The organism is Pseudomonas sp. BTN1 (assembly GCF_001907715.1).
Lineage (GTDB): Bacteria > Pseudomonadota > Gammaproteobacteria > Pseudomonadales > Pseudomonadaceae > Aquipseudomonas > Aquipseudomonas paracarnis.
The window spans coordinates 1-22,131 of the sequence record NZ_MPBM01000058.1; the positions used below are offsets into that span (position 1 = coordinate 1).

22 protein-coding genes are annotated in these 22,131 nt (G+C 60.0%); 6 read left to right on the top strand and 16 right to left on the bottom strand.

Annotation, left to right across the window (positions count from 1 at the left end; all coding sequences use genetic code 11):
- Positions 1-506 precede the first annotated feature (506 nt).
- From BMH52_RS25075 to BMH52_RS25085, 3 genes are all read left to right on the top strand, one after another.
- Positions 507-962 (top strand): YkvA family protein, encoded by a 456-nt coding sequence (locus tag BMH52_RS25075; RefSeq protein WP_073845407.1) that lies wholly within the window; start codon positions 507-509, stop codon positions 960-962.
- Between the two features lie 96 nt (positions 963-1,058).
- Entirely contained in the window at positions 1,059-1,397 is a 339-nt protein-coding gene (locus BMH52_RS25080; protein WP_014717794.1) for a helix-turn-helix transcriptional regulator, read from the top strand.
- Positions 1,394-1,765 carry a hypothetical protein gene (locus tag BMH52_RS25085; RefSeq protein WP_005786715.1) on the top strand — a complete coding sequence of 124 codons (372 nt, stop codon included), beginning with the start codon at positions 1,394-1,396 and terminating at the stop codon, positions 1,763-1,765. The genes BMH52_RS25080 and BMH52_RS25085 overlap by 4 nt, the downstream gene beginning before the upstream one ends.
- On the opposite strand, the gene BMH52_RS25090 is transcribed toward BMH52_RS25085, so the two are convergent.
- The 8 genes from BMH52_RS25090 to BMH52_RS25130 all read right to left on the bottom strand — a co-directional run bounded on the left by BMH52_RS25090 (position 1,762) and on the right by BMH52_RS25130 (position 11,493).
- Positions 1,762-3,531: a bifunctional diguanylate cyclase/phosphodiesterase gene (locus tag BMH52_RS25090; protein WP_014717796.1), complete on the bottom strand. Its 1,770-nt coding sequence runs from the start codon at positions 3,529-3,531 to the stop codon at positions 1,762-1,764. The genes BMH52_RS25085 and BMH52_RS25090 overlap by 4 nt on opposite strands.
- Positions 3,532-3,648: 117 nt before the next feature.
- The gene (locus tag BMH52_RS25095; RefSeq protein WP_256575825.1) at positions 3,649-5,730 is read right to left on the bottom strand and encodes a carboxy terminal-processing peptidase; all 2,082 of its coding nucleotides are present in this window, start codon (positions 5,728-5,730) and stop codon (positions 3,649-3,651) included.
- 361 nt (positions 5,731-6,091) lie between these two features.
- A complete protein-coding gene (locus BMH52_RS25100) occupies positions 6,092-6,745 on the bottom strand; it encodes an HAD family phosphatase (RefSeq protein ID WP_072435546.1) in 654 nt (217 codons plus the stop codon).
- A gap of 33 nt (positions 6,746-6,778) precedes the next feature.
- Positions 6,779-7,768 carry an ABC transporter ATP-binding protein gene (locus BMH52_RS25105; RefSeq protein ID WP_019817262.1) on the bottom strand — a complete coding sequence of 330 codons (990 nt, stop codon included), beginning with the start codon at positions 7,766-7,768 and terminating at the stop codon, positions 6,779-6,781.
- Positions 7,765-8,565, bottom strand: a complete 801-nt coding sequence (locus BMH52_RS25110) for an ABC transporter permease (RefSeq protein WP_020301071.1) — start codon at positions 8,563-8,565, stop codon at positions 7,765-7,767. Before BMH52_RS25110 ends, BMH52_RS25105 begins: the two co-directional genes overlap by 4 nt.
- Positions 8,552-9,397: an ABC transporter permease subunit gene (locus tag BMH52_RS25115; RefSeq protein ID WP_014717799.1), complete on the bottom strand. Its 846-nt coding sequence runs from the start codon at positions 9,395-9,397 to the stop codon at positions 8,552-8,554. The genes BMH52_RS25110 and BMH52_RS25115 overlap by 14 nt, the downstream gene beginning before the upstream one ends.
- A complete protein-coding gene (locus BMH52_RS25120; RefSeq protein WP_014717800.1) occupies positions 9,394-10,200 on the bottom strand; it encodes an alkaline phosphatase family protein in 807 nt (268 codons plus the stop codon). The genes BMH52_RS25115 and BMH52_RS25120 overlap by 4 nt, the downstream gene beginning before the upstream one ends.
- 216 nt (positions 10,201-10,416) lie before the next feature.
- Positions 10,417-11,493, bottom strand: a complete 1,077-nt coding sequence (locus BMH52_RS25130) for an ABC transporter substrate-binding protein (RefSeq protein ID WP_073845411.1) — start codon at positions 11,491-11,493, stop codon at positions 10,417-10,419.
- A 351-nt stretch (positions 11,494-11,844) separates the two neighbouring features.
- Between BMH52_RS25130 and BMH52_RS25135 the strand changes: the two genes are divergently transcribed.
- A complete protein-coding gene (locus BMH52_RS25135) occupies positions 11,845-12,558 on the top strand; it encodes a UTRA domain-containing protein (protein WP_003190151.1) in 714 nt (237 codons plus the stop codon).
- Positions 12,559-12,704: 146 nt separating this feature from the next.
- Here the strand turns inward: BMH52_RS25135 and BMH52_RS25140 are convergent, their stop codons facing one another.
- Genes BMH52_RS25140 through BMH52_RS25175 form a run of 8 tightly spaced genes read right to left on the bottom strand, consistent with a single transcriptional unit; the run spans position 12,705 to position 18,849 of the window.
- The gene (locus tag BMH52_RS25140) at positions 12,705-13,658 is read right to left on the bottom strand and encodes a metal ABC transporter solute-binding protein, Zn/Mn family (protein WP_073845413.1); all 954 of its coding nucleotides are present in this window, start codon (positions 13,656-13,658) and stop codon (positions 12,705-12,707) included.
- The gene (locus BMH52_RS25145; RefSeq protein ID WP_032901932.1) at positions 13,658-14,557 is read right to left on the bottom strand and encodes a metal ABC transporter permease; all 900 of its coding nucleotides are present in this window, start codon (positions 14,555-14,557) and stop codon (positions 13,658-13,660) included. Before BMH52_RS25145 ends, BMH52_RS25140 begins: the two co-directional genes overlap by 1 nt.
- Positions 14,554-15,300 (bottom strand): metal ABC transporter ATP-binding protein, encoded by a 747-nt coding sequence (locus tag BMH52_RS25150; RefSeq protein WP_072435543.1) that lies wholly within the window; start codon positions 15,298-15,300, stop codon positions 14,554-14,556. Before BMH52_RS25150 ends, BMH52_RS25145 begins: the two co-directional genes overlap by 4 nt.
- The gene (locus BMH52_RS25155) at positions 15,297-16,217 is read right to left on the bottom strand and encodes a metal ABC transporter substrate-binding protein (protein ID WP_032901958.1); all 921 of its coding nucleotides are present in this window, start codon (positions 16,215-16,217) and stop codon (positions 15,297-15,299) included. The genes BMH52_RS25150 and BMH52_RS25155 overlap by 4 nt, the downstream gene beginning before the upstream one ends.
- A 19-nt stretch (positions 16,218-16,236) precedes the next feature.
- The gene (locus tag BMH52_RS25160) at positions 16,237-16,797 is read right to left on the bottom strand and encodes a DUF6162 family protein (protein ID WP_014717807.1); all 561 of its coding nucleotides are present in this window, start codon (positions 16,795-16,797) and stop codon (positions 16,237-16,239) included.
- Positions 16,794-17,117 (bottom strand): hypothetical protein, encoded by a 324-nt coding sequence (locus tag BMH52_RS25165; RefSeq protein WP_014717808.1) that lies wholly within the window; start codon positions 17,115-17,117, stop codon positions 16,794-16,796. The genes BMH52_RS25160 and BMH52_RS25165 overlap by 4 nt, the downstream gene beginning before the upstream one ends.
- Positions 17,114-17,650 carry a thiamine pyrophosphate-binding protein gene (locus BMH52_RS25170; protein WP_073845415.1) on the bottom strand — a complete coding sequence of 179 codons (537 nt, stop codon included), beginning with the start codon at positions 17,648-17,650 and terminating at the stop codon, positions 17,114-17,116. Before BMH52_RS25170 ends, BMH52_RS25165 begins: the two co-directional genes overlap by 4 nt.
- Entirely contained in the window at positions 17,647-18,849 is a 1,203-nt protein-coding gene (locus tag BMH52_RS25175) for a PepSY domain-containing protein (protein WP_014717810.1), read from the bottom strand. The genes BMH52_RS25170 and BMH52_RS25175 overlap by 4 nt, the downstream gene beginning before the upstream one ends.
- A gap of 760 nt (positions 18,850-19,609) precedes the next feature.
- Here BMH52_RS25175 and BMH52_RS25180 point away from each other — a divergent pair.
- Both BMH52_RS25180 and BMH52_RS25185 read left to right on the top strand, forming a co-directional pair.
- Positions 19,610-20,767, top strand: a complete 1,158-nt coding sequence (locus BMH52_RS25180) for a KamA family radical SAM protein (RefSeq protein ID WP_014717811.1) — start codon at positions 19,610-19,612, stop codon at positions 20,765-20,767.
- Positions 20,764-22,131, top strand: a complete 1,368-nt coding sequence (locus tag BMH52_RS25185; RefSeq protein WP_073845417.1) for an acetyl-CoA carboxylase biotin carboxylase subunit family protein — start codon at positions 20,764-20,766, stop codon at positions 22,129-22,131. The genes BMH52_RS25180 and BMH52_RS25185 overlap by 4 nt, the downstream gene beginning before the upstream one ends.

Genomic DNA, 22,131 nt, shown 5'->3' on the forward strand with positions numbered 1-22,131 from the left:
GCTGGGGTGGTTTAACGGGGCGCCTAAGATCAAAAGCAGATCAAGATCAAGATCAAGAGCGGCTCGCTTCGCATCGTGGTTAGCGTTGGCTGCTACAGCCTGTAAAGTTGTGTTGATGCCTAAGGCAATCGCAGGCAAGCCAGCTCCCACATTTGGAGCCGGGGGTGTCTGGGAGATAGGCATCGGCTGGCAGGCTGCCACGTCGTACCGGGTCGTGTAGATGTCTATGGCTATCGCACGCCAGCCAGCCCCTACGTTGAAGCCTCTGCAAATCCAAACGAACGTCCGCAACCGGACACAGTCTGATATAAGACTCGAGCACGGGTAGCCGCACATACATGCCAAGTCAATGAATTCTTGGGTTTTTTTTATGTGCGCAAAAAACGCCCGATCTGACTGTAGGCCTTGTAGTCCGTGGCTTTCAGCCGATAAAACAGGCTCTGTTCACAAGGTTATCCACAATTTGTGTGGATAACCTTTTATGTCGCCTGGAACTGGAGTGCCCTATGAAACCACCGTTCAATTTCACCCGTTTCCTGCCTATGGCCGCACGCTTGCTCGGTCGGGGGCGTTTGCCAACCTTGCTGTTTGCCGTCGCTGCCAAAGGTTCAAGCCAAGGCAATCGGCTCGGCCAGCTCAAGGATGATCTCAAGTTACTGCAGGCCCTGTGCCTGGCTTACTGGCGCGGCGAATACCGTGCGATCAGCCCTAAGGCGCTGATCTCGGTGGTGGCGGGGCTGATGTATTTTCTCAGCCCGATTGATGCGATTCCGGATTTCCTCCCGATGTTCGGCATGCTCGATGACATCGCTGTGCTGGCATGGGTCATGAAGACCCTGAGCGGCGAACTGAGCGCCTTTCGTGCGTGGCGCGATACGCAACGCCCGGAAAAACTCGCGGTGGTTGAGCGCCTGCCAGCGACGCCTGAGCTGCTGGCCCGGGAAAACCCGCAAAAAAACTAATGTTGCCCGGTATCCCCTGCGACCTTTGTGGCTGTTAGGATTACACTCCTAAGGAAATAACTTACTTAGTAAGTGTTTTTATCCTACGGGGCAGTCATGGATATCCAGATCATTTCACGCGATGGCGCACCCGAATACGCGGTGTTGCCATGGGACCAGTACCAGGCGCTGCTAAAAGCTGCCGGTCAATTGCAACCAACACGCGCTTCTCCTTCTGTTGCACCCACCGCTATCGAGCAGGACCTGCGTCCGCTTGCAGCCCTGCGCGGCCTGCGTGAGGCCAAGGGCCTGGCAATCGAGGCCCTGGCGCGTACCGTGGGCATCAGCCCTTCGTATCTTGGATTGATAGAAAGTGGTGAACGCCAGCCGGATGCCGCTATTCGCCGCAGCCTGGCCTGGGAATTGGGCGTTGCAGGTTGGAGGGATGAGTCTTGAGCTTACGTATTAGTCGTCAACACTGGGATGGGTTGCTCAACGAACTGGATCAGGCGCGGCGCCAGCGCCATTTGCTCACCTACCGTGCGCTGCTTGAGCGCCTGCAATTCCCGACGCCGGCCATGCAGACCCTGGCTGCGGCCCTGGAGCACCTGGCGGCACTGGATGCCAAGGCGGAGCAACCGCTGCGCAGTTCCCTGGTGATCAGCCAGGGTGCCAGCCGCCTGCCGCGCACCGGTTTTTTTGAGTGTGTTGAGCGCCTGGGGCGGTTCAGCGGGCCTTCCGATGGTGTGGCCGCCGCGTCCTGGCATGCATCCGAAGTGGTGCGGGTGTTCGAGTACGAGTACCCGGAATCCGCCGAGGCCTAAAGCGCCTGGGCGCAGGTGTCCATGCTGTCGATCACGTGGATGCTATAGCCCGCCACATCCTTGGCATGGTGCTTGGCTTGTGAAGCCAGCTCTGCCAACTGGCTGGCATCGAGTTGTGCGCAGGCCTGAGGATACAAATGCACTACACCGATGGACAGCGACAGCAATGCAAACTCCTGGCGCGCGCCCTGGCGATTGAGGGCCACGAAGCACCCAGCCTCAAGGTGTTCAGCGCGGTAGAAGCGTCGGCATTGGGTGTGGAAATCGTCCAGCAGTTGGTTGAGCCGCTTGCGCCAGTCCTGCGGGCCCAGCACCAGTAGAAAGTCATCGCCGCCAATGTGCCCGACAAAGTCGCGGCTGGGGTCTACCCGGTCGTTGAGGCACTGCGCCAGGCACAGCAGCACTTCATCCCCGCGCCCGTAGCCGTAGATGTCGTTGAACGGTTTGAAACTGTCGATATCCACATAGCAGATCACCGACTCGCGCTGTTGCTGCAGCAGCCGGGTGAGGCATTGCTGGATCGGCACATTGCCAGGCAACAAGGTCAACGGGTTGGCGTAGCGGGCCTGCTGGATTTTCAGCTCCGTGATCAACTTGAGCACGTCAATGACCCGACCCAGCCCCAGGTAATCACCGTTCAGGGTGATGATGAAATCCTCTTCGATGCGTTGCCGCGCGCGGCTGGTCAATAAGCGGCTGACCTGTTGCAAGGACTGGCTCAGTTCCACCGCCAAAAAATCATCGCTCATCAAGCGACTGATGGGTTTACGTGCAAACAGATCGGTCGCGAACGGCTTGAGCAACGCGTCCGACAACGAGTGCCGGTGCACAATGCCGACCGGGCAACCACGGCCGTCTAACACCGCCAGCGAGTTGAGGTTGGCCTGGCGGCGGAACGATTCCAGCACTTGGGCGGTGGCGGTGTCTTGATCCACGGCGGGTTGCTCATTGAGCAGTGCGCTCAGGTCACTGCCTTCGTCATTGAGGGCCAGCGTGGCGTTATCTGGCTTGGGCAGCATCAGGCGCGCTTCCTGCGGCGGCTTTTCCTGAGGGCGGCAGAGCAGGTAGCCCTGGACCAGGTCGACGCCCATCTCGGTCAACACCGCCAGTTCTTCTGGCAGTTCGATGCCCTCGGCAATCACTTGGGCGCGGGATGCCCTGGCGATCTGCAGGATCGAGCCGACAAACTCGCGCTTGAGGGCGTCCTGGTGAATGCCGTCGATAAAGTGCCGGTCGATCTTCACGTAGTCCGGGCGCAGTTCCGACCACAACCGCAAACTGGAATAACCGGCGCCCAAGTCATCCAGTGCGATGGCAAAACCCATGTCGCGGTAGTGGTGCAAGGCAGTTTGCAACAGCGCGAAATCGTCGGTGGGCGCTTGCTCGGTGAGCTCGATCACCACTTGGCTGGGAGAAATACCGAAGTCGCGCAACAGTTGCAGGGTGCGCCCTGGCTGATGTGCGTGCTCCATCAAGGATTCCGGCGAGATATTGAGGAACAGCTTGCCGGGCAGTTTCTGCTCGCTGAAGCGCCGGCACGCACTCTCTCGACACGCCATGTCCAGTTCGCTCAGGCGCCCGGCATGGCTGGCCACCGAGAACAGCGCAACGGGGGAGTGCAGCGGGCTGTTGGACGGGCCACGACTGAGGGCTTCATAACCGAGGATGCGCCGCTCCGACAGGCAGATGATCGGTTGGAACAGGCTGTGCAAACTGCCTTGAGCCAGGATTGAGCCCAATGCATTCAGCTGTTCGGTCATGGTCATGGCGGTCTCGATCAAAAAAAAGGACCGCAGGCGTAAACCTGCGGTCCTTTTATTTCACGACAGAATGATGTCTATATGATGACACTCCGAGGAGCGATCACATTAAATCGCCATCATTTACTGCTTGGCCACCTGCTTGGTGATTTTCAGGTAATCCAGCAGGATCCGGCCAGTCTCGGCCAAGTAAGCGTCGTCTTCCGGCTTGGTTTTATCCGCCTCGGTCGGCAGCGCGTCTTCATCTTCTTTCTTCAGCTCTTTGAGCGGGTCTTCACCCTTGGCCTTGCGGCGGGTGTTTTCCAGTACCAGTTGCTGATTCTCGATGCTGGAATGCTGTGCACGGCGATCCGCTTCGTTGAGGCTGACGGTCTTCTCTTCCATCAGCTTCTTGGCCAGGGCCAGCTTGTCGCGGATAAACACGAACTCGGCATCCTTGGCGGAGCGGGTGTCATGATCAGCCTTCAACTGCGCCAGGAAGGGCTTGAACGGATCCGACGCCGGCTTGATCGCAGGGCGGATGGTGTCCCACGGCATGGCTTCAGGCAGGGCGCTTTCGCCGATTTCCTTGGTGTCGATGATCGACGGGAAATCGATATCCGGCAGTACGCCTTGATGCTGGGTGCTCTGCCCGGATACCCGGTAGAACTTGGCCAGTGTCAGTTTAAGCTCGCCATGATTCAGCGGCTGGATGGTCTGCACGGTGCCCTTGCCGAAGGTCTGGCCGCCGATGATCAATGCACGGTGGTAGTCCTGCATGGCGCCGGCGAAAATCTCCGAGGCCGAGGCCGAGAGGCGGTTGACCAGCAGCGCCATCGGCCCTTTGTAGAAGGCCCCCGGGTTCTCGTCTTCGAGCACGTCGACACGGCCGTCAGCGTTGCGTACCAACACGGTCGGGCCCTTGTCGATAAACAGGCTGGTCAGCTCGGTGGCTTCCTGCAGGGAGCCGCCGCCGTTGTTGCGCAGGTCGATGACCACGCCGTCGACTTTCTCTTTCTGCAGTTCTGTCAGGATTTTCTTCACGTCGCGGGTGGTGGACTTGTAGTCCGGATCACCGGCACGGAACGCCTTGAAGTCCAGATAGAAGGCCGGGATTTCGATCACGCCCAGCTTGTAGTCCTTGCCATCCTGCTTGAGGTTGAGGACTTTCTTCTGCACGGCCTGGTCTTCGAGCTTCACCGCTTCACGGGTGATGGACACGATCTTGCTGGTCTGGTCGTTCGGTGCATTGGTGTGCGGAATCACTTCCAGGCGCACCACGCTGCCTTTAGGCCCACGGATCAGCTTGACCACTTCGTCCAGGCGCCAGCCGACCACATCGACCATCTCTTTGTCGGCCTGGGCCACGCCGATGATCTTGTCGGCCGGTGCCACTTGCTTGGTTTTGTCAGCAGGGCCTGCCGGCACCAAACGTACGATCTTCACCTGGTCATTGTCGCTTTGCAGGACGGCACCGATGCCTTCCAGGGACAGACTCATATTGATATCGAAATTTTCCGCGTTATCTGGCGACAGATAATTGGTGTGCGGGTCGTAGGACATCGCAAAGGTGTTGATGTAGGCCTGGAAGATATCCTCGGCACGGGTCTGGTCCAGGCGTGCCAGCTGGTTCTTGTAGCGCTTGGTCAGCAGTTCTTGAATGGCCTTGGGCTCTTTGCCGGCGATCTTCAAGCGCAGCACTTCGTCCTTGACGCGTTTGCGCCACAGGTCGTCCAGCGCCGCGGTACTGGTCAGCCAAGGAGCGTCCTTGCGGTCCACCAGAAGGGTTTCTTTCTGTGTGAAATCGAGCTTGTCGATACCTTTGTTCAGCTCACCCAACGCGAAATCCAGACGCGCTTTGACGCGGTCCAGGTAACGCTTGTAGATGATGAAGCCGGGCTGCAGGTCGCCGCTCTTGAGGAAGTCGTCGAATTGGGTCTTCCACTTGTCGAACTCAGCGATATCGCTGGCCAGGAAGTAGCTACGCGAGGGGTCCAGCAGCTTGAGGTAGCTGTCGTAGATGATCACTGAGCGAGCGTCGTCCAGCGGCGGCTTGCTGTAGTGATGGCGCTTGAGCAACTCGACGACGTTAAGGCTGGCAATCACCTCATCGCGATCAGGCTGAAGATTGTCCCAGCTATTGGCTGCGAACGTATTGGTCGACATCGACGCGAAGCCGAGACCAATGAAAAATGCGAGGGCGGTGCTGGGGAACAGATGCTTCATGCTGATTCGACGCGGGGGCAATTGATAACGCATATTAGGCCGTCTTTGAGGGAGCCGGTTCCATATGGTCCGGTCGCATAATGCAAAAAGCCCGGCGCTACAGCACCGGGCTCAGTCCAGACTCACTATGGAGGCACTGTGAAAGCATTGCAAGGCGTTGACGGTGATGTGGGGGCCTAGAACAACCTCGTCCTACGTTCGGTGTAGTCCATATTGCCAACAGCCTGACCGAATCCTAGATTGAAATGCAGTCAGTGTGGGAGCTGGCTTGCCTGCGATAGCGGTGCACCAGATGAAGAATTCTTCACTGTTGCACCGCTATCGCAGGCAAGCCATCTCTTGCGGGTTGATCTCTATTGATTCAGGTCCAGTGGTGGATCGGCCAGCCGGCCTGTTCGGCATGGGCGCGCAACACCGGGTCCGGGTTCACCACCTGCGGGTGATCCACCTTGAGCAGCAGCGGTAAATCATTGCGCGAGTCCGAATAGAAATAGGCACCTTCAAGGGTTTCGCCTTCCTGCTCCAGCCATTCCAGCAAGCGCGTGATCTTGCCCTCACGGTAAGTCAGTACATCGACGGTACGGCCGCTGTACACGCCGTGGCTGACCTCCAGGTTAATCCCCAGCACTTCCTCGATACCGATACGCGCAGCAATCGGCGTGACCAGGTGAGTGCCCGAAGCGGAAATCACCAGGATCCGGTCGCCATTCGCGCGGTGGCGGGCGATGGTCTTGGTGGCGTCGCTGTAGATCAGCGGCTCGATGACGTCCTCGACCCACGGCTCCACCAAGTGCTCGATTTCTTCCGGGGTACGGCCGATCATCGGCTCCAGGCTGAAATCCATGAAATCTTCCATCCGCAGCTTGCCCTGGCTGTAGGCATCCATCAGCTCGTTGTTCCTGCGCATGAACGACTCAGGGTCCACCCAGCCAAGGCGGCCCATCTGTTCGCTCCACAGCGTGGCGCAGTCGCCGTGGATCAGGGTGTCGTCCAGATCAAAAATTACCAATGCCATCGGTGATGCTCTCTCTCAATAGGTCGCTGCCTGTCAGGCTACTTCACACAGTGCGCTGGGGTCGATGGAAAGTGCCAGGCGCTGGCCATCCGGGTGCAGGTCGTCGGCCGAACGATTGAGCACGTCCACCACCAGCTCGACGCCACGGGCTTCGATGCGGTAGCGAATCACGTTACCCAGCAGGCTGTGGCTACGCACCAACGCATCGAGCTCGCCGCTGCGGCTCAACTCGATGGCCTCGGGGCGAATCGCGATGCGCCCGCTGATCGGCCGCTGCAGCAGTTGGCTGGCCTTGTCGGCATCGAGCAGGTTGTAGTTGCCGATAAACCCGGCAGCGAACACATCCACCGGCGCGGTATAGAGGGTTTCGGCATCACCGCTCTGCACGATCTTGCCCTGGTTCATCAAGAAGATGCGGTCGGACATGGTCAGCGCTTCTTCCTGGTCATGGGTCACGAAGATCGTGGTCAGCCCCAGCTCGCGCTGGATCTGGCGGATCTGCTCGCGCAAGTGCTTGCGAATACGTGCATCCAATGCCGACAGCGGTTCATCCAGCAGCAGCAGGCGCGGGCGGGTCACCAGGGAGCGGGCAAGGGCGACGCGCTGGCACTGGCCACCGGACATCTGGTGCGGATAACGGCCGGCCAGGTCCTTGAGCTCCACCAGTTGCAGCACTTCTTGCACGCGCTTGTTGCTGTCGTCGGCGTTGACTTTTTGCATGCGCAGGCCGAAGGCGACGTTCTGTTCCACGGTCATGTTGGGGAACAGCGCGTAGCTCTGGAACACCATGCCGATCTGGCGTTTCTGTGGGCTCAGGGGCACGATGTCCTGGCCATCCAGGAGGATCTGGCCACTGTCCACCGGCGTAAGCCCGGCGATGCAGCGCAACAAAGTGGATTTGCCGCAACCGGACGGGCCGAGCAGGGTGACGAACTCGCCTTTGGCGACCTCGCAATTGATATCGCTGAACACCGGGGTGCCGGCGTAGCTTTTTTGCAGGTGTTGGACGCTGACGAAGCTCATTGGCTTTTGTCCTTGTTCAAGAGAGTGGCGGCCCAGGTCAGTACCAGCACAAAGAAGAAATAAGAGATCACCACGGCGCTGGTGAAATGGCCACTGCTGTTGCGCATGTTGTTGAGGTACACCTGCAGGGTTTCGTACCGGGTGCCGACGAGGATGTTGGCGAACACGAACTCGCCGAACAGGAACGAGAACGACAGCAGCAGCGCCACCATCAGGCCCTTGCGCAGGTTGGGCAGCACCACCAGGATCGCGGCCTGCCAGGTGCTGGCGCCAAGCAGTTGCGAAGCGTCCATCAGGTCGCGCAGGTTGATGGCTTGCAGGTTGTTGGTGATCGCGCGGTACATGAACGGCAGCGCGACGGTGAAGTAGCAGCCGATCAAAATCCACGGCGTGCCCACCATCGCCAGCGGCCCGGACCCGTACAGTTGCAGCAGACCCACCGAGGACACCACTGGCGGCACCGCAAAGGGCAGCAGGATCAGGATGTTCATCAACGCGTCGAGCTTGGGAAAGTGGTAGTGCACCACGAACAGCAGCGGCAAAATCAACACCACCGAAAGGATCAGTGCGCCCACGCACACCAGCAACGATTGCCCGAAGGCCATCAGAAAGCGCGGGTCGCTCCACAGCTGTACATACCATTTCACGCTGAAGCCGGCGGGCAGGATGGTTGCCGACCAACTGCTGGAAATCGAGTAGACAAAGGTGCCTACCAAAGGCAGCACCAGGATCAGGAACAACAGGTACACCACCACCCGATGGTAGAGGGAGGCCGAGCCGGCTTCAGCGCGAGACATGGTAGCTCCTCTTGAGCAGCAGTTGATGCACCACCGTGACCACGGTCATCAGCGCCACCAGCACCACGGCCAGGGCGCTGGCCATGTTCGGGTCCAGCGACACATCGCCGGAGACCAGGCCGGCAATGCGAATCGGCAGTACGTTGAAGTTGCCGGTGGTCAGTGCATAGACCGTGGCATAGGCGCCGAGGGCGTTGGCCAACAGGATCACAAAGGTACCGAGCAGCGCCGGGGTGAGCACCGGCAGGCCGATATGCCGCCAGAACTGCCAGCCATTCGCACCGAGCAGGGCGGCCGACTCGCGCCAGTCTTCGCGCAATGCGTCGAAGGCCGGGTAGAGCAGCAGTACGCCGAGGGGAATCTGGAAGTAGGTATAGAGGATGATCAAGCCGGTTTTCGAGTACAGGTTGAAGTCCTCAATGATCCCGGCCTGCTTGAGCATGAGGGTGATACTGCCGTTGAACCCCAGCAGGATGATGAACGCGAAGGCCAGGGGTACGCCGGCGAAGTTGCTGGTCATGTTGGCGAATGCGGTGACGAAGTTGCGCAGCGGCGAATCCACTCGGCGCAGTGAGTAGCTGCCCAGGGTGGCGATGATGATGCCGAAGATGCTGGAGTAGAAACTGATCTCCAGGCTGAACTGGATGGCCTGCCGGTAGAACTTCGAGGTGAAGATGCGGGTGAAGTTTTCCAGGCTCCAGCCGGACTCTTCGGTTTGCAGGCTGCTGATCAGCACCCACACCAGCGGCGCGATCTCGAACACGATAAAGAACAGTGCGAAGGGCAGCAGGCATAGCAGGGCCAGCCATTTGCCGCGGGTCAATGCATTCACTTGAGCAGCTCCCGGCACACAGGCTTGTTGTGGGGCACGCCCAGCAGTTCGCAGATGGTGCCGCACAGGTCGGTTTGTTTCGGCGCAGCGTCGGTGTCCAGGCTGAAGGCGTCACCGATGACAAACAGTGGCACTTCCCGTTCTTCGCGCAACAGGCCGTTGTGGGAGCGGTCGTTGTTCATGCCGTGGTCGGCGGTGACCAGTACCTGGTAGCCGGCATCGAGCCAGTCTTGCAGGTAGTCGGCCAGGATAATGTCAGCCGAGCGTGCGCTGTTGCGGTATTGCGCGGTGTCGAGGCCATGCTTGTGACCGGCGTCGTCGATGTTCATGGGGTGCACCAGCAAAAAGTTTGGCGCGTGCTTGAGCCGCAGGCTTTCGGCGTCGGCGAACAGGTGGGAATCGGGGTAGTGGTCATTCCAGTAGAAATGCCCATGCTGGATCGCCAGCGCCTTGTCGTCGGTATGACGATCGCGGGCGGCGAGAAAGGGCGTGCGGTTATACAACTCGCTGACCCAGTGGTAAGCCGCCGCAGCGGTGCTCAAGCCGGCGTCGGTGGCGTAATGGAAAATGCTGCGCTGGGTGGACAGGCGCGAGACGTTGTTGTGCACGACACCGCTTTGGATCGGCGGCACGCCGGTGAGGATGCACTCGTACAACGGGCGGGACAGGGCAGGCAGTTCACATTCCAGTGTGTAGAGGGCTGCGCGTCCTGCGCCGACATAGGCCTGCAAGTGCCCCATGGCGTGCCGGGCAACCTCGAAGTTGAGGCCGTCGAGCACCACAAGGATGACAGTGTGCTTCATGGGGGCTGGGGCTCCGCAACAGAGGGTATGGCTCAGTATCAACTTGGGCTGGGATCAAATGTGGGAGCTGGCTTGTTGTGGCGAGCAAGCTTGCTTGCGCTGGGGTGCGGAGCACCCCCAAAAAGCCGGCTCCAGCTACGCTGTCGAGCGGGAGCAAGCTCCCTCGCCACAGCAAGCCAGCTCCCACACTGACCGCCTTTGAATCAGAGAGACCGATTACTTCATTTCTACGATGACTTGCTCGTTCCACATCTGTGGCAGCTTCTTGGACGTCGCTTCCCAGGCATCGGCATCCTTGATCGGCTGCGGGTTGGCCTTGGTGTACTGCTCGCCCGGGATCAGGTTTTTGGCAACGTCTGCCGGCAGTTTCAAGTCGGTTTCAGCCCGGATCGGACGCGCATTGCCGCGTGCCAGGTTGAGCTGGCCGGCATCGCTGAAGATGTATTCGCGGGTGAGCTTGGCGGCGTTCGGGTGCTTGGCGTATTTGTTGATGAGGGTGGTGTAGCCGGATTTCACCGAGCCATCCGAGGGGATCAGCACCACGTAGTCATCGGGGTTGGCCATCTTGGCCTTATAGCTCAGGCCGTTGAAGTCCCAGACGAGGCCCACTTCGACTTCGCCTTTTTCCATGGTAGCGATGGTCGGGTTGGACAGCGAGAGGCGACCTTGCTGGGCGATCTTGGTGAAGAATTGCAGGCCCGGCGCGATGTTTTTCTCGTCGCCTTTGTTGGCGATGGCCGCGGCGAGTACTGCGTTCGAAGCCTGGGCGGCGGTGCTCACGTCACCCACCGATACCTTGTATTTACCGGTTTGCAGGTCAGCCCAGGTGGTGGGCACTTCGGAGCCGTGCAGCAGCTTCTTGTTGACGATAAAGGCAATGGTACCGGTGTAAGCCAGGGCCCAGTGACCGTCCTTGTCTTTCGCCCACTCCGGCACCTGTGCCCAGGTGGATGGTTTGTACGGCTGGGTCACTTCTTGCTTTACCGCGATCGGGCCGAAGGCCGCGCCCACGTCACCGATATCGGCGCTGGCGTTGTCCTTTTCGGCTTTGAACTTGGCGATTTCCTGGGCCGAGCTCATGTCGGTGTCGATGTGCTTGAGGCCGTAGGTTTTGGCCAGGTCTTCCCAGGTGCCTTTCCAGTTGGCCCAGTCATCGGGCATGCCGACGCTGTTGACGGCGCCCTCCGCTTTGGCGGCGGCTTCCAAGGTTTTTAGATCGGTATCAGCAGCCATGGCGGCGGTGCACATGGCAATGGTCGAGCCTAACAGTGATGCCAGGAAAAGCTGTTTCATCCGAAGCTCCTTTGGGCGTTTTCAACGCGGCGTTTTATCTGAACGTTAGCGGTGGTTTGGTCTAGGTCAGCAATACCTGAGCCAATCTAGGCCCCCTGGATGACAGTTTCATGTCGATGTCGTTTTTGAAGCGCTGATGTCGTTCAGCTCCGACTTAGCGTAGACCATGCCCAAGTGCCCGCAGGCCTTGGACTTGGCCGATGTATTGCAGGGTGTGGAAGACGCAGTCGACAGCCTTTGTCATCTGTCGGTCATCTGGAGTGCCTAGGCTGGCACCCAGCAGCAAAAGCCCAGATAGAGCGCGTTTTGTGCACCTGAACGGTGCTGGTCTAGTCCAGATAGGTAACGTTGATGCGTGATGAGGCAATCAAGGCGGTAACTTCCATCGGCCTGGCGCTGCAGGAGCAGATCGACCACGGCCTGTTGCCGCCTGCCAGCAAACTGCCCGCCGAACGCAAGCTCAGCGAGTTGTTTGGTACCACTCGGATTACCGTGCGGGAAGCCTTGTTACAGCTTGAGGCCCAAGGGCAGATTTACCGCGAAGAGCGTCGGGGCTGGTTCGTTTCGCCGCCACGGCTGGCCTATAACCTGATGCAGCGCAGCCACTTTCACGCCATGGTCAGCGATCAGGGGCGCGAGGCTTCCACGCAGGTCATCTCCGCACGCCTGCAACCGGCGTCGGCGGCGGTGTGCGCGTGGTTGCAGTTGCCGGCGTTGTCGAGCGTGATCCAGATTTGCCGGGGGCGCAGGATTGACGGGCGCCTGGTGTTGTATGTCGAGCACTATCTGAACCCGCAGTATTTTCCGGGGATCCTGGCGTGTGATTTGAATCAGTCGATGACTGAGCTGTATGCCAGCAAATATGACTTGCACTACGGGCGGGTGCGTTTCGAGATTGTGCCCACCTCGCTACCGGTGGAAGCGGCCGCTGCGCTACGCGTCTCGGTAGGCAGCCCGGGCTTGCGCATCGCCCGGGTCAATTACGACCAGCATCAACGCCTGATCGACTGCGACCTGGAGTTCTGGCGGCATGATGCGATTCATGTGGGTGTGGATGTGGTGTAGCGGCTGGTGCACCGCGAGCCCATGTGGGAGCTGGCTTGCCTGCGATGGCATCGACTCGGTGCGCCTGATAAACCGAGGCGTCCGCATCGCAGGCAAGCCAGCTCCCACATTGAACCAAGTTTATCTCTGACGGATCGGTGGCTTGCCTAGGGTGTAAGTGCCTTGATCACTTGGTCTACATTGGTTTCCAACTCCGTCACCGGGTCGGCGCCGTCCACATTCAACACCAACAGTCTGGAGCCGCCGGCAGTGACGGCGGTTTTGACTGCATCGCTGGGTTGACGGTGATGCAGCACCACCGCCACATCGTTATCCTTCAACGCGCTGCTGAGTTTTTGTAGCGCCTCGGGCGTCCACTCGGCGTCGGGCCGTGCATCGGTGCTGAGCACTTCCAGGTTCAGGCTGCTGACCAGGTACGCGAAGTGATCGCTCAAGCTGAGCACACTCAGGTTGTCGGCCTTGGCCAAGCGCGCCTCGCTGTCGGCGGTGAGCTTGAGTAAACGCTGTTTGAGCGCGGCCAGGTTAGCGTCGATCCTGGGTTTGGCAGCCGGCGCCAGGCGGCTCAGGTCGGCGGCCATCACGTCGGCCATGCGCCCCATATTGTTGCTCGATTGCCAGGGTTGGCTGTTCAAGCCATCGGTGACCCCCGGTTGTACTGCGATACCCGGCAAGCCGCCGTCCACCGGGCGTGCGGCATCGACTTCGACGATGCGGATATTGCTGCGTCGCGCCACGGGGTACAGCGGGTCATCGGCCCACAGCGAGCGCAGGCCGATGGCCGCGTCGGCGTCCAGCGCCAACTTGTTCAATGCCGCAGCACCGCGGCCGGTGAAGTAGGACACCTGCCGCGAACCCGGCAGATTGGCCGGTGCGGCGCGTTCAAGCGCTACGTTGGTGCCTGTGAGCAGCGCCTCGGCCAAGCCGTAGGTAATCGGCAGCGACGCCAGCACCTTGACCGGCGGCTTGGTCTTGGTCAGGGCTGCGTGACCGAGGCCCTGGTTGACTTTGAAGTCCTTGGCGTCGAAACCGTCGACGGCCAGTGCCGACGTACTCATCAAGCAAGCGATGGCCAGGGCCAGTGGGCGAAAGACAGGGCGCATTATCCAAGATTCCCTTTGAGGCTGGGCACAACGCCACGGGCGATGGCCGCGAAGGCGAAGGCGATACCGGCAACCAGAATGATGGCGGCGCCGGATGGGATGGGCAGGTCGAAGATGATCGGCAGCAGGATGCCGCACAGGGTGCTGACGGTGGCGATCAGCACCGAGATCCAGAAAAACCCTTTGAGTGACTGGCTCAACAGGCGCGCCGCAGCGGCAGGAATCACCAGCAAGGCACCGACCAGGATTGCGCCGATAACCTTGACCGCGGCCACGGTGATCAGGGTCACCAGGATCACGAACAGGTAGTCCAGGCTTTTCACCGCCACCCCGCGCACTGCTGCCAATTGCGGGTTGAAACTGGCCAGCATGATGCGGTTGTACAGCGGCAATGCCAGGGCCATCACCAGCGAGCCGACAATGGCCAGTACCAGCAGGTCGTTGCCGTTGACCGTCAGCACCGAGCCAAACAGCACGTTCTCGAGAATGTGCACGTTGATCTTGCCGGCCAGGATCAGCAGCAGGCTTGCCCCCAGTGCCAGGGACACGGACAGGAACACGCCGATCAAGGTATCGGGCGCCAGGCCGGTGCGGTTACGCAGGTAATTGAGCAGGATGCCGAACAGCAGGCAGTAGCCAAACAGGCTGCCATAAGGCCCGGTATAGGGTTCGCCCAGCAGGATGCCCACGGCCACGCCGGTCAGCGCGGCATGGCCGACCGCTTCGGAGAAAAACGCAAAGCGCTTGACCACCACCAGCGTGCCCAGGCCGCCGAGTACCGGGCCGATCAACAAGCCGGCGAGCAGGGCGTTGACCACAAACCCGTAGGCCAGGGCTTCGGGCAGGTAACCGGCAGAGGCCCAGCCTTGGACCATCAAGCGAAAGGCTTCATAACTCATGGGGCCGGGCTCCGAGGGTGGGTGGAGAACAGAGTGAGCAGGCGGTCCGGGGTCAACGCCTCTTTCGGTGTGGCGTCGAACAGCACGCGGCGGTTAAGACCGGTGACGCGGTCGGCCAGGCGGCCCACGGCCTCCAGGTCGTGCTCGATCCACAGCACGGTAATCCCGGCCAGGCGCCAGTCGTTCAACAGCCGTTCGAACACCTGGATACCCGCCTCGTCGAGGGCCGACATCGGCTCATCCAGCACCAGCAACTGCGGCGCCGGAATCAGCCCCTGGGCCAGCAGTACGCGCTGGCGCTCACCGCCGGACAACGCGCCCATGCGGCGCTTGCGCTTGTCTTGCATGCCAACGCGCTCAAGGGCATCGCCAATCGCCGCTGCGTAATGCCTGGAAAGGCCCAGAAACGCCGGGCGACGCTGGCACATGGCGGCCATGAAATCGTCCACGGTCATCGGCAAGCCCCGGTCAAATTCCAGCGCCTGGGGCACGTAACCGATGGTGCCGGGTGTGGTTGGCCATTCCAGGCTCAAACGCCCCTGGTGCGGCGTCTGCCCCAACAGGGTCTTGATCAGCGAGCTTTTGCCACCGCCATTGGGGCCGACCAGCGCATGGATGCTGCCCGGCTGTACCTGGAAACTCACGCCATCGAGGATTACGGTGCGCCCCAGGGTCAGCGCGACCTGGTCGAAGTTCAGGGTGGGGCCGACGTTGACGGCGTTCAGTTGCTGCGCGGCGGTCATGCTCCCGACTCCTGAATCGCCCGTACCACGGTGTTGAGGTTGCCGGTCATCTCCACTTCGTACTTCTCCGCGCTGTATTCGCCGTAGGAAATATGCGACAGCGGGTACAGCTTGACCCCGGATTCACGCTGGATGGTATCGACGTAGGTGGACGGGAAATCCATCTCCGAGAAGATCACTTTCACATCCAGAGCACGCAGTTCATCGATGGTCTTTTTCAGCTGGCTGGGGCTTGGCTCGATACCGTGGGCCGGCTCGACCACGGCGGTGACTTCCAGGCCAAACTCGCGCAACAGGTAGTCGTAGGCCGCGTGTACGGTGGCGACACGCAGGTCGGGGTTGGGCGCGCTGGTCAGCTTGGCCAGGGCGTCGGCGCGCATCTGGCGCAAGCGCTTGCCGTAGGCGCGAGCGTTCTGGGTGTAGGTTTTGGCGTTGTCCGGGTCGAGCTTGCCCAACTCACGGGCAATGTTATTGACCTGGGCAATCGACGCGCTGATCGACAGGAAGGTGTGCGGGTTGACCACCTTGCCCGCACCGCGTGCCGCGTTACCTGTAGCGGCGAGCAGCGGCACGTTGGCATTGGCTTCGATCACCGGGATGTCCGGGCGCTCGCTGGTGGCGATCATACGGTCGGCGAAGTCGTCATGGCCGACGCCGTTGAGCACGATCACATCCAGGGTGCCGATGCGCTTGATGTCTTCGGCGCGCGGCTCGTAGGCGTGCGGGTTGAAACCGGCGGGAATCAGCGGCACCACCTCGGCCTTGTCGCCCACGATATTGGCCACGTAGCTGTAATAGGGGTGCAAGGTAATGCCGATACGCAGGCGCTTGGCCGCCTCGGCATTGGCAAGGGGGGTGAGCATCAGGCTGAACAGGCCAACCAGTAAAAGGCGCAACAGGGGCGATGACATGGACATGGGCAATCGGTCTTCTCGTTCAGTGACGGTGCTGGCGGGTGACGCCAGCATCGAATTGCGCGACCACCTGCTGCCAGCCGGCCGCGATCAGCGCCTGGTCAGTGAGGTCGGAAGGGGCGGCAAGGTTGGCGCTGCGGTTGAGCCAGATATCCGGCTCACTGCCTTGCACGCGCATCAGCAGCGAACCGCTGGTGGCCGGCGCCTGGCTCAAGCCCAGGTAGGCGGCGGGTGCCAGCAGCTGCCAGCGATGGCCGCCACGGCTGACCGAACTGGCATCCTGGGCAAAGGGCGCGAAGCCTTCTTCGGCCAGTTGCTCAGGCGTCGGCAGGGCGCTGTGTTCCTGCTGCAACAGGTGGATTTCATCCAGGGTCACCCGCAGGTCGGCGTAGATGCCTTGCTCGGCGGCGCTCAGGTCGCGGCGGGCGTCCAGCTGGTGGCTGGGCACTGCCGCGACTTCCTGGGTTTCCCCGTGCAGCGCCACGACCGTGCCCGCCACCGCGAGGATGATCAGGCACAACAGCAACACATAAAGGGTTTCGTGGCCCGCGCCGGCGGGGCGTACAACCTGTGTGGTACTCATTGCGACGGGATATCCGCTTGGTCGATTTCCACCACGTGGCCGGGGCCAGCATCAAACAGCACGTAGAATTCGGCGGCGGGCTTCTTGAAGGTCAGGGTCGAATCCTCGCCAAGCTTGCCCGGCACCAGGATGGTTTCGTCGTAGCCGATCACATCCAGGGTTACGCCGGGGGCGCCACTGCCGTCGGAAAAACCGCCTTTGCACTGTATCTGCTCGCCGGGGATTTCTTTGCATTCGCACATCGGGTTGTGGGCGAAGGCGGTGGTGCTCAGGCCGGCGCACAGCAACAGCGCGGCGCGGGTGAGGCGCTTGAACGTCATGGTTTGACTCCTTGCTTGTTCAGCCAGGCAATGGTGGCAGGCGAGGCCTGGCTCAGCGGGATGGAACCCTGGTGCATGCTGCCGTCCCACCCTTCCATGGTCACCCATATTTTGGCATCCGCCGGGGTGCGTTCTGGGATCGGCAGGGCGGCGCCCATGCGGTACGGCGTGCCGAAGAAGATCACTCCGGCGGCGCGCAGGCTGCGGGGTTTGCCGATACGCAGGTAAGTGGCCTTGACCTGCTCGGCACAGGTATCGCACAGGGCAGCGTTGAAGAACTTCATCGGGCCAGCCGGGTTCGGGCTCGGGCCTTCGTTGCGAAACTCAGCCAGCGTCAGGCTCCAGGGACCGACTTGCACCTGCCCGGCCACGCGCTCGCCGATGCCGGTATCCCCGCGAAACAACGCGGCGTCGGCAAAGTATTTGGGCATGAACCCCAGCGGCACCAGCAACAGCAGGATGTTGATATGGAAACGCCATTTCAGCCAAAAGGCGCGCAGCGGGGACGGCGGTACGGTTGCAACCTTGCTCATCGCTGGGCCTCCGAGGTGTCGGCGTGCATGGTCGGGATGGGCGCGTGCTGACGTTGTGTCTTGGCCTCGCGCTTGAGGGCGTTGAGGGTGGCCAGAGCGGTGCGCTTGGTCCAGATCAGCAAGCCGCTCAATACCATCATGCTCAGCACCAGGCCGAAGAATGCCCAGATCAGCTTGATCCACAAACCGCCAAAGTCCCCGGTGTGCAGTGGGCGCATCGACTCGGTGACGAATTCCAGCGGGGTACGGTCGGACAACAGGTTCGAGACCGCGATTTCACCGTCATAGGGGTTCAGCTGTGCGGTCTGGAACATCAACGGGTACCAGCCACGCCCGCCGATCTGCAGGTGGCTGTAGGCGTTGCTTGGCATGAACACAAAGCTGGCGTCCAGGCCGGGGATCCGCTCGGCGGCGATGTCGATCGCCTTGTCGATAGGGATCATCGGTGCCGGCACGCCTGGCGCCGACAGCGGCACCTTATCCCGTGCGATCACTGGCACGATGGGTTCACTGGAAATGGATATCTGGTTGTCGCCCAGGACAGCCTCGATCAGGAACCAGGTGCCGGTGATAGAAATGACCGCGATAAACCAGATCGACCAGATGCCGCTCAGGCGATGAAAGTCGCCCCAGAAGATCCGCGCACCGTGGCGGATGCGCAGGGTAGGGCGCAGGAAGCCTTTCCAGAAGCGCTTGTACACCACCAGCCCGGTGACCAGTGAAGCCAGCAGCGGCAAGCCCAACGCAGACACCAGGTACCAGCCCCAGCTGTACCCATTGGTGAACGGCACCAGCCACCAACCATGCAGGGCGCGGGTGAATTGCTGGAAGTTGAACGAGGGGCTGATGCCCTGGATCGCGCCGGTGTAGGGATTGGCATACACCTCCACGGAGCGCCCGTCCGGGTAGCTGAGGCCGACGCTTAGCGCGAAGTGCGATTCATCCGGGCGGATGATGGACTGGACGATGGCCTTGGGCTCATCGTGCTTGATGGCCGCGATCACCTGGTCAAAGCTCAGCGGCTGAGCGTCATCCGACGGCTTGCTGGCGCGGATATCCGGGTTGGCCAGCCACACGATTTCCTGGCTCACCACGGCCAGCGTGCCGGTGACGCAGACGATCAGTACAAAGAACCAGATGGGCAACGCCAGCCAGCTATGGACGAGAAACCAGAGTTTGGAGCGTGACTTCTTCGACATATGAATGAGGGTCTTGATCGGAGGGGGCAATAGAGGCCCGGAAAAGGCCAGTCGTAGCTTTTGCTGACGCGACAGGCTGTATCTAAGTTAAGACGGATGAGCATGAGAAATCCCTAAGGTGGATATGAAAGAAAATGTTTCAGGTTCACATTCAGGCCGCATTTATGCGCTGATCGAACACGCAGTACGCCAGCCCGCAGGCGTTCAGCGGCTTGCGTTAGGCCGGGGCAGACCTCCAAGGACGTGATCATGCCGCTGTGTGATGTCGTCAGCAGCCACGCATCTGAGCGCCACTTCCTCGCGCCCAACCCTTGGCTCAGCTGAAGTGCGGCTACGTAGTTATATAAGTAGAAATAACGCTCTCTATACTCACTGAGCGCGTTGCTTTTAGTATTATTTGTTTTTCAAATAGCTGGGCTTGAACGAAAGCGCCCCTTGTCATTACGGGGTGTTGGCGCGGGTGCAGGTTAATTCCAGAGGAGTGACAAGGTTATTGTATTGACACATTGGCGGGCATCGGCTTTAGTGAGTGCGGACTTGGAAGTCGCAATAGTATAAAAAGGAAGTTAATCGCATGACCGTGCTAGTCGTTTATTCGCGCCATCACGTGGTGAACTGTTATATCTCTCTGGTGCCGGTGATCAAGTTAGTTACTTGATTGTGGTCTGTCGCCTGCCCGTCGATTGTCATTGCTGCGAATCATACTTTTCCTGTGCTGGAAAAGTACGCGTCCCTATGCCTTAACAGAGAGTTCAAACTCATGTCGATTTTTGATCAAGCCATGCATCGTTCAGTTCAATGGCAAGACTGGCGTTGGCAGCAGAAGAATGCCATCCGCGATGAACCTGCACTGCGCAATGCCTGCGGTGGATGGGACGAGGCCACAACGGCGCATATCGAGCACAACTTGCAAGATCGCAAGATGCAGATCACGCCTTATTACATTGATTTAATCAAGCGTTCACTCACCAGCGCAGAGGTGATGGACCACCCCCTGTGGCGCCAGGTAGTACCGTATTGGAGCGAACAGGTGCAGGGCGACTACGACGGCAGTTCCGAAAACTGGGAACTCAATCATGAGATGAAGACGCCCATCTGCCAGCACAAGTACGACAACCGCGTGATCCTGCGCACCACCAACACGTGCAATGCCTATTGCCAGTTCTGTTTCGAGGCGCTGCGCACGCTGCAGGTGGGCACCGACAAAGCTAACGCCAACACTGACTCGTTCAAGGATTCGGTGGAGTACATCCGCGGTAACCCAGCGATTGAAGAGGTGATTCTCAGCGGCGGTGACCCACTGATGCTGGCCGACCGCAAGCTTGAGGAGATGCTGGCCGCATTGCGCGGCATTCGTGATGATCTGCTGATACGCATTCATTCACGGGCCTTGAGTTTCAACCCGTTTCGCGTGACCGATGAGTTGGTGGCGATGCTGGAGAAGTACAAGGTCAATGCATTTGGTGTGCATGTCTGCCACCCGCTTGAGCTCAGTGCTGATTTTGCCGTCGCGGTTAAACGGATTCAGGGTGTGGTCCCGATTGTATTCTCTAACATGCCGCTGTTGCGTGGCGTGAATGATGATGAAGCGACGTTGCATAAATTATTCATTGATCTTTATCGTTTGGGCGTAAAGCCATATTACTTATATCACTTCATGCCGTTTTCACCCGGTGCTTCAGAGTATAAGGCGTCGATCAGCCAAGCCATCGCCATCATGGATCGGCTCAAACGCCGTGTATCGAATATTGCCCTGCCCGAGTATGTACTGCCTCATGCACAAGGCAAGTTCACCGTGCCATTGTTGGACTTTGAAAAGCCTGAAGACTTACCGCATTTTGAAGTCCGCGATGGGCAGCGGACTTACCGTTTTCGCAACTGGGAGGGCCAATGGTGCAGTTGGCAGGATGCGGTATGAAACAGGATGCGATTCTGTTTATTGATGTAGATGACGGTGCTTGCGCTCGCTACCGCTACCGGGAACCGCATTTCACGGTGGCCCGCGCCCACGGTTTGGCGTGTTTGACGGCCGCCGTGGCGGGGCGCAAGCACCTGCAACGTCTCAGGGACGACAGTGACGAAGTGTTCCTGCTCGAAACGCTCAGTGAGCAGTCTGTCCTGGAGTTGGTCGGACAGTTGGACGGGCGTTATCAGGTGCGTGGGATTTTCTGCCAGGCCGGGCACCCGTCCGCACAAGGGGAGGTGGGCTGTATCGTCGCGCAGGCGTGTCAGCGGTTGGGCTTGGTCTACAGCCACCCGGAGGCGATTGCCGCGTGCAATAACAAGTTCTTGATGCGCCGCGTGTTGAAACAGCATGAATTGCGTTCGGTACCGTTCGTGCTGTGCAACAACGAACAGGAACTCCAGCAAGGCGCCGAGCGCGTGGGTTATCCACTGATCGCCAAACCGCCCTTTGGCGGGGCTTCGGCGTTTATCAAAAAATGCTCGAGCTGGGAGGAGCTACGCAGCCACTATTGGCATTTCGTAAGTGATCATGGCGCCGCCGCTTATGCGGACTTCTACGGCTGTGCGCACGCCCTGCCGCTTGAGGATGGGCTGCGGCGTGAATACTTGCCAGGCCACAGCATTCTGCTGGAAGGTTATATTCCTGGCATCGAAGGCAGTGTGGAATGTGTGATTGTCGGCGAGCGTGTCCATCCGCTGCTGATCAATGAAAAACTGCTGCTGACCGAGCGCAGCGGCACGGTCCTGGAGAACCTGCTGATTTCCCCGCCGACGTCGTTCAGCCAGGCCCAGTGCGAGCAGATCCGCCAGTACGCGGTGGACTGCCTGCACGCGGTGGGCCTGACCAACGCTGTGGTGCATTTCGAGTTTCGCATGACGGACGCAGGGCCGGTGGCCATCGAGATCAACCCGCGCCTGGGCGGACTGTATGTGAACTCGGCGTTCCGCGACCTGGCCGGTATCGATCCTTATCAGCTGTACATGGGATTGTTGTTGGACGAGAAGGGCATCAATGCACAGTTGGAGGCTGGCGCACATAAGGTTGCCGATGCGGGGCAACACTACGCGATGCTGGCGATTTATCCGCAGCACAGTGGCCTTTTCAGGGGCATTGACGGCCTGCAGTTCCTCCACCAACACCGCTCGGTGCTGGAATACGCCCCGCAGGACCCCGGCCACTACATTGACGCGGATATCGAGGAGCATTATTTGCTCAAATGCTGGGCCCAGGTTGGCAATGCCGCCGACGCCCATGCCTTGCACGATGCGTTGCAGCAACATCTGCGCATCCTCATCGATCCACCGGTTGCAGGATAG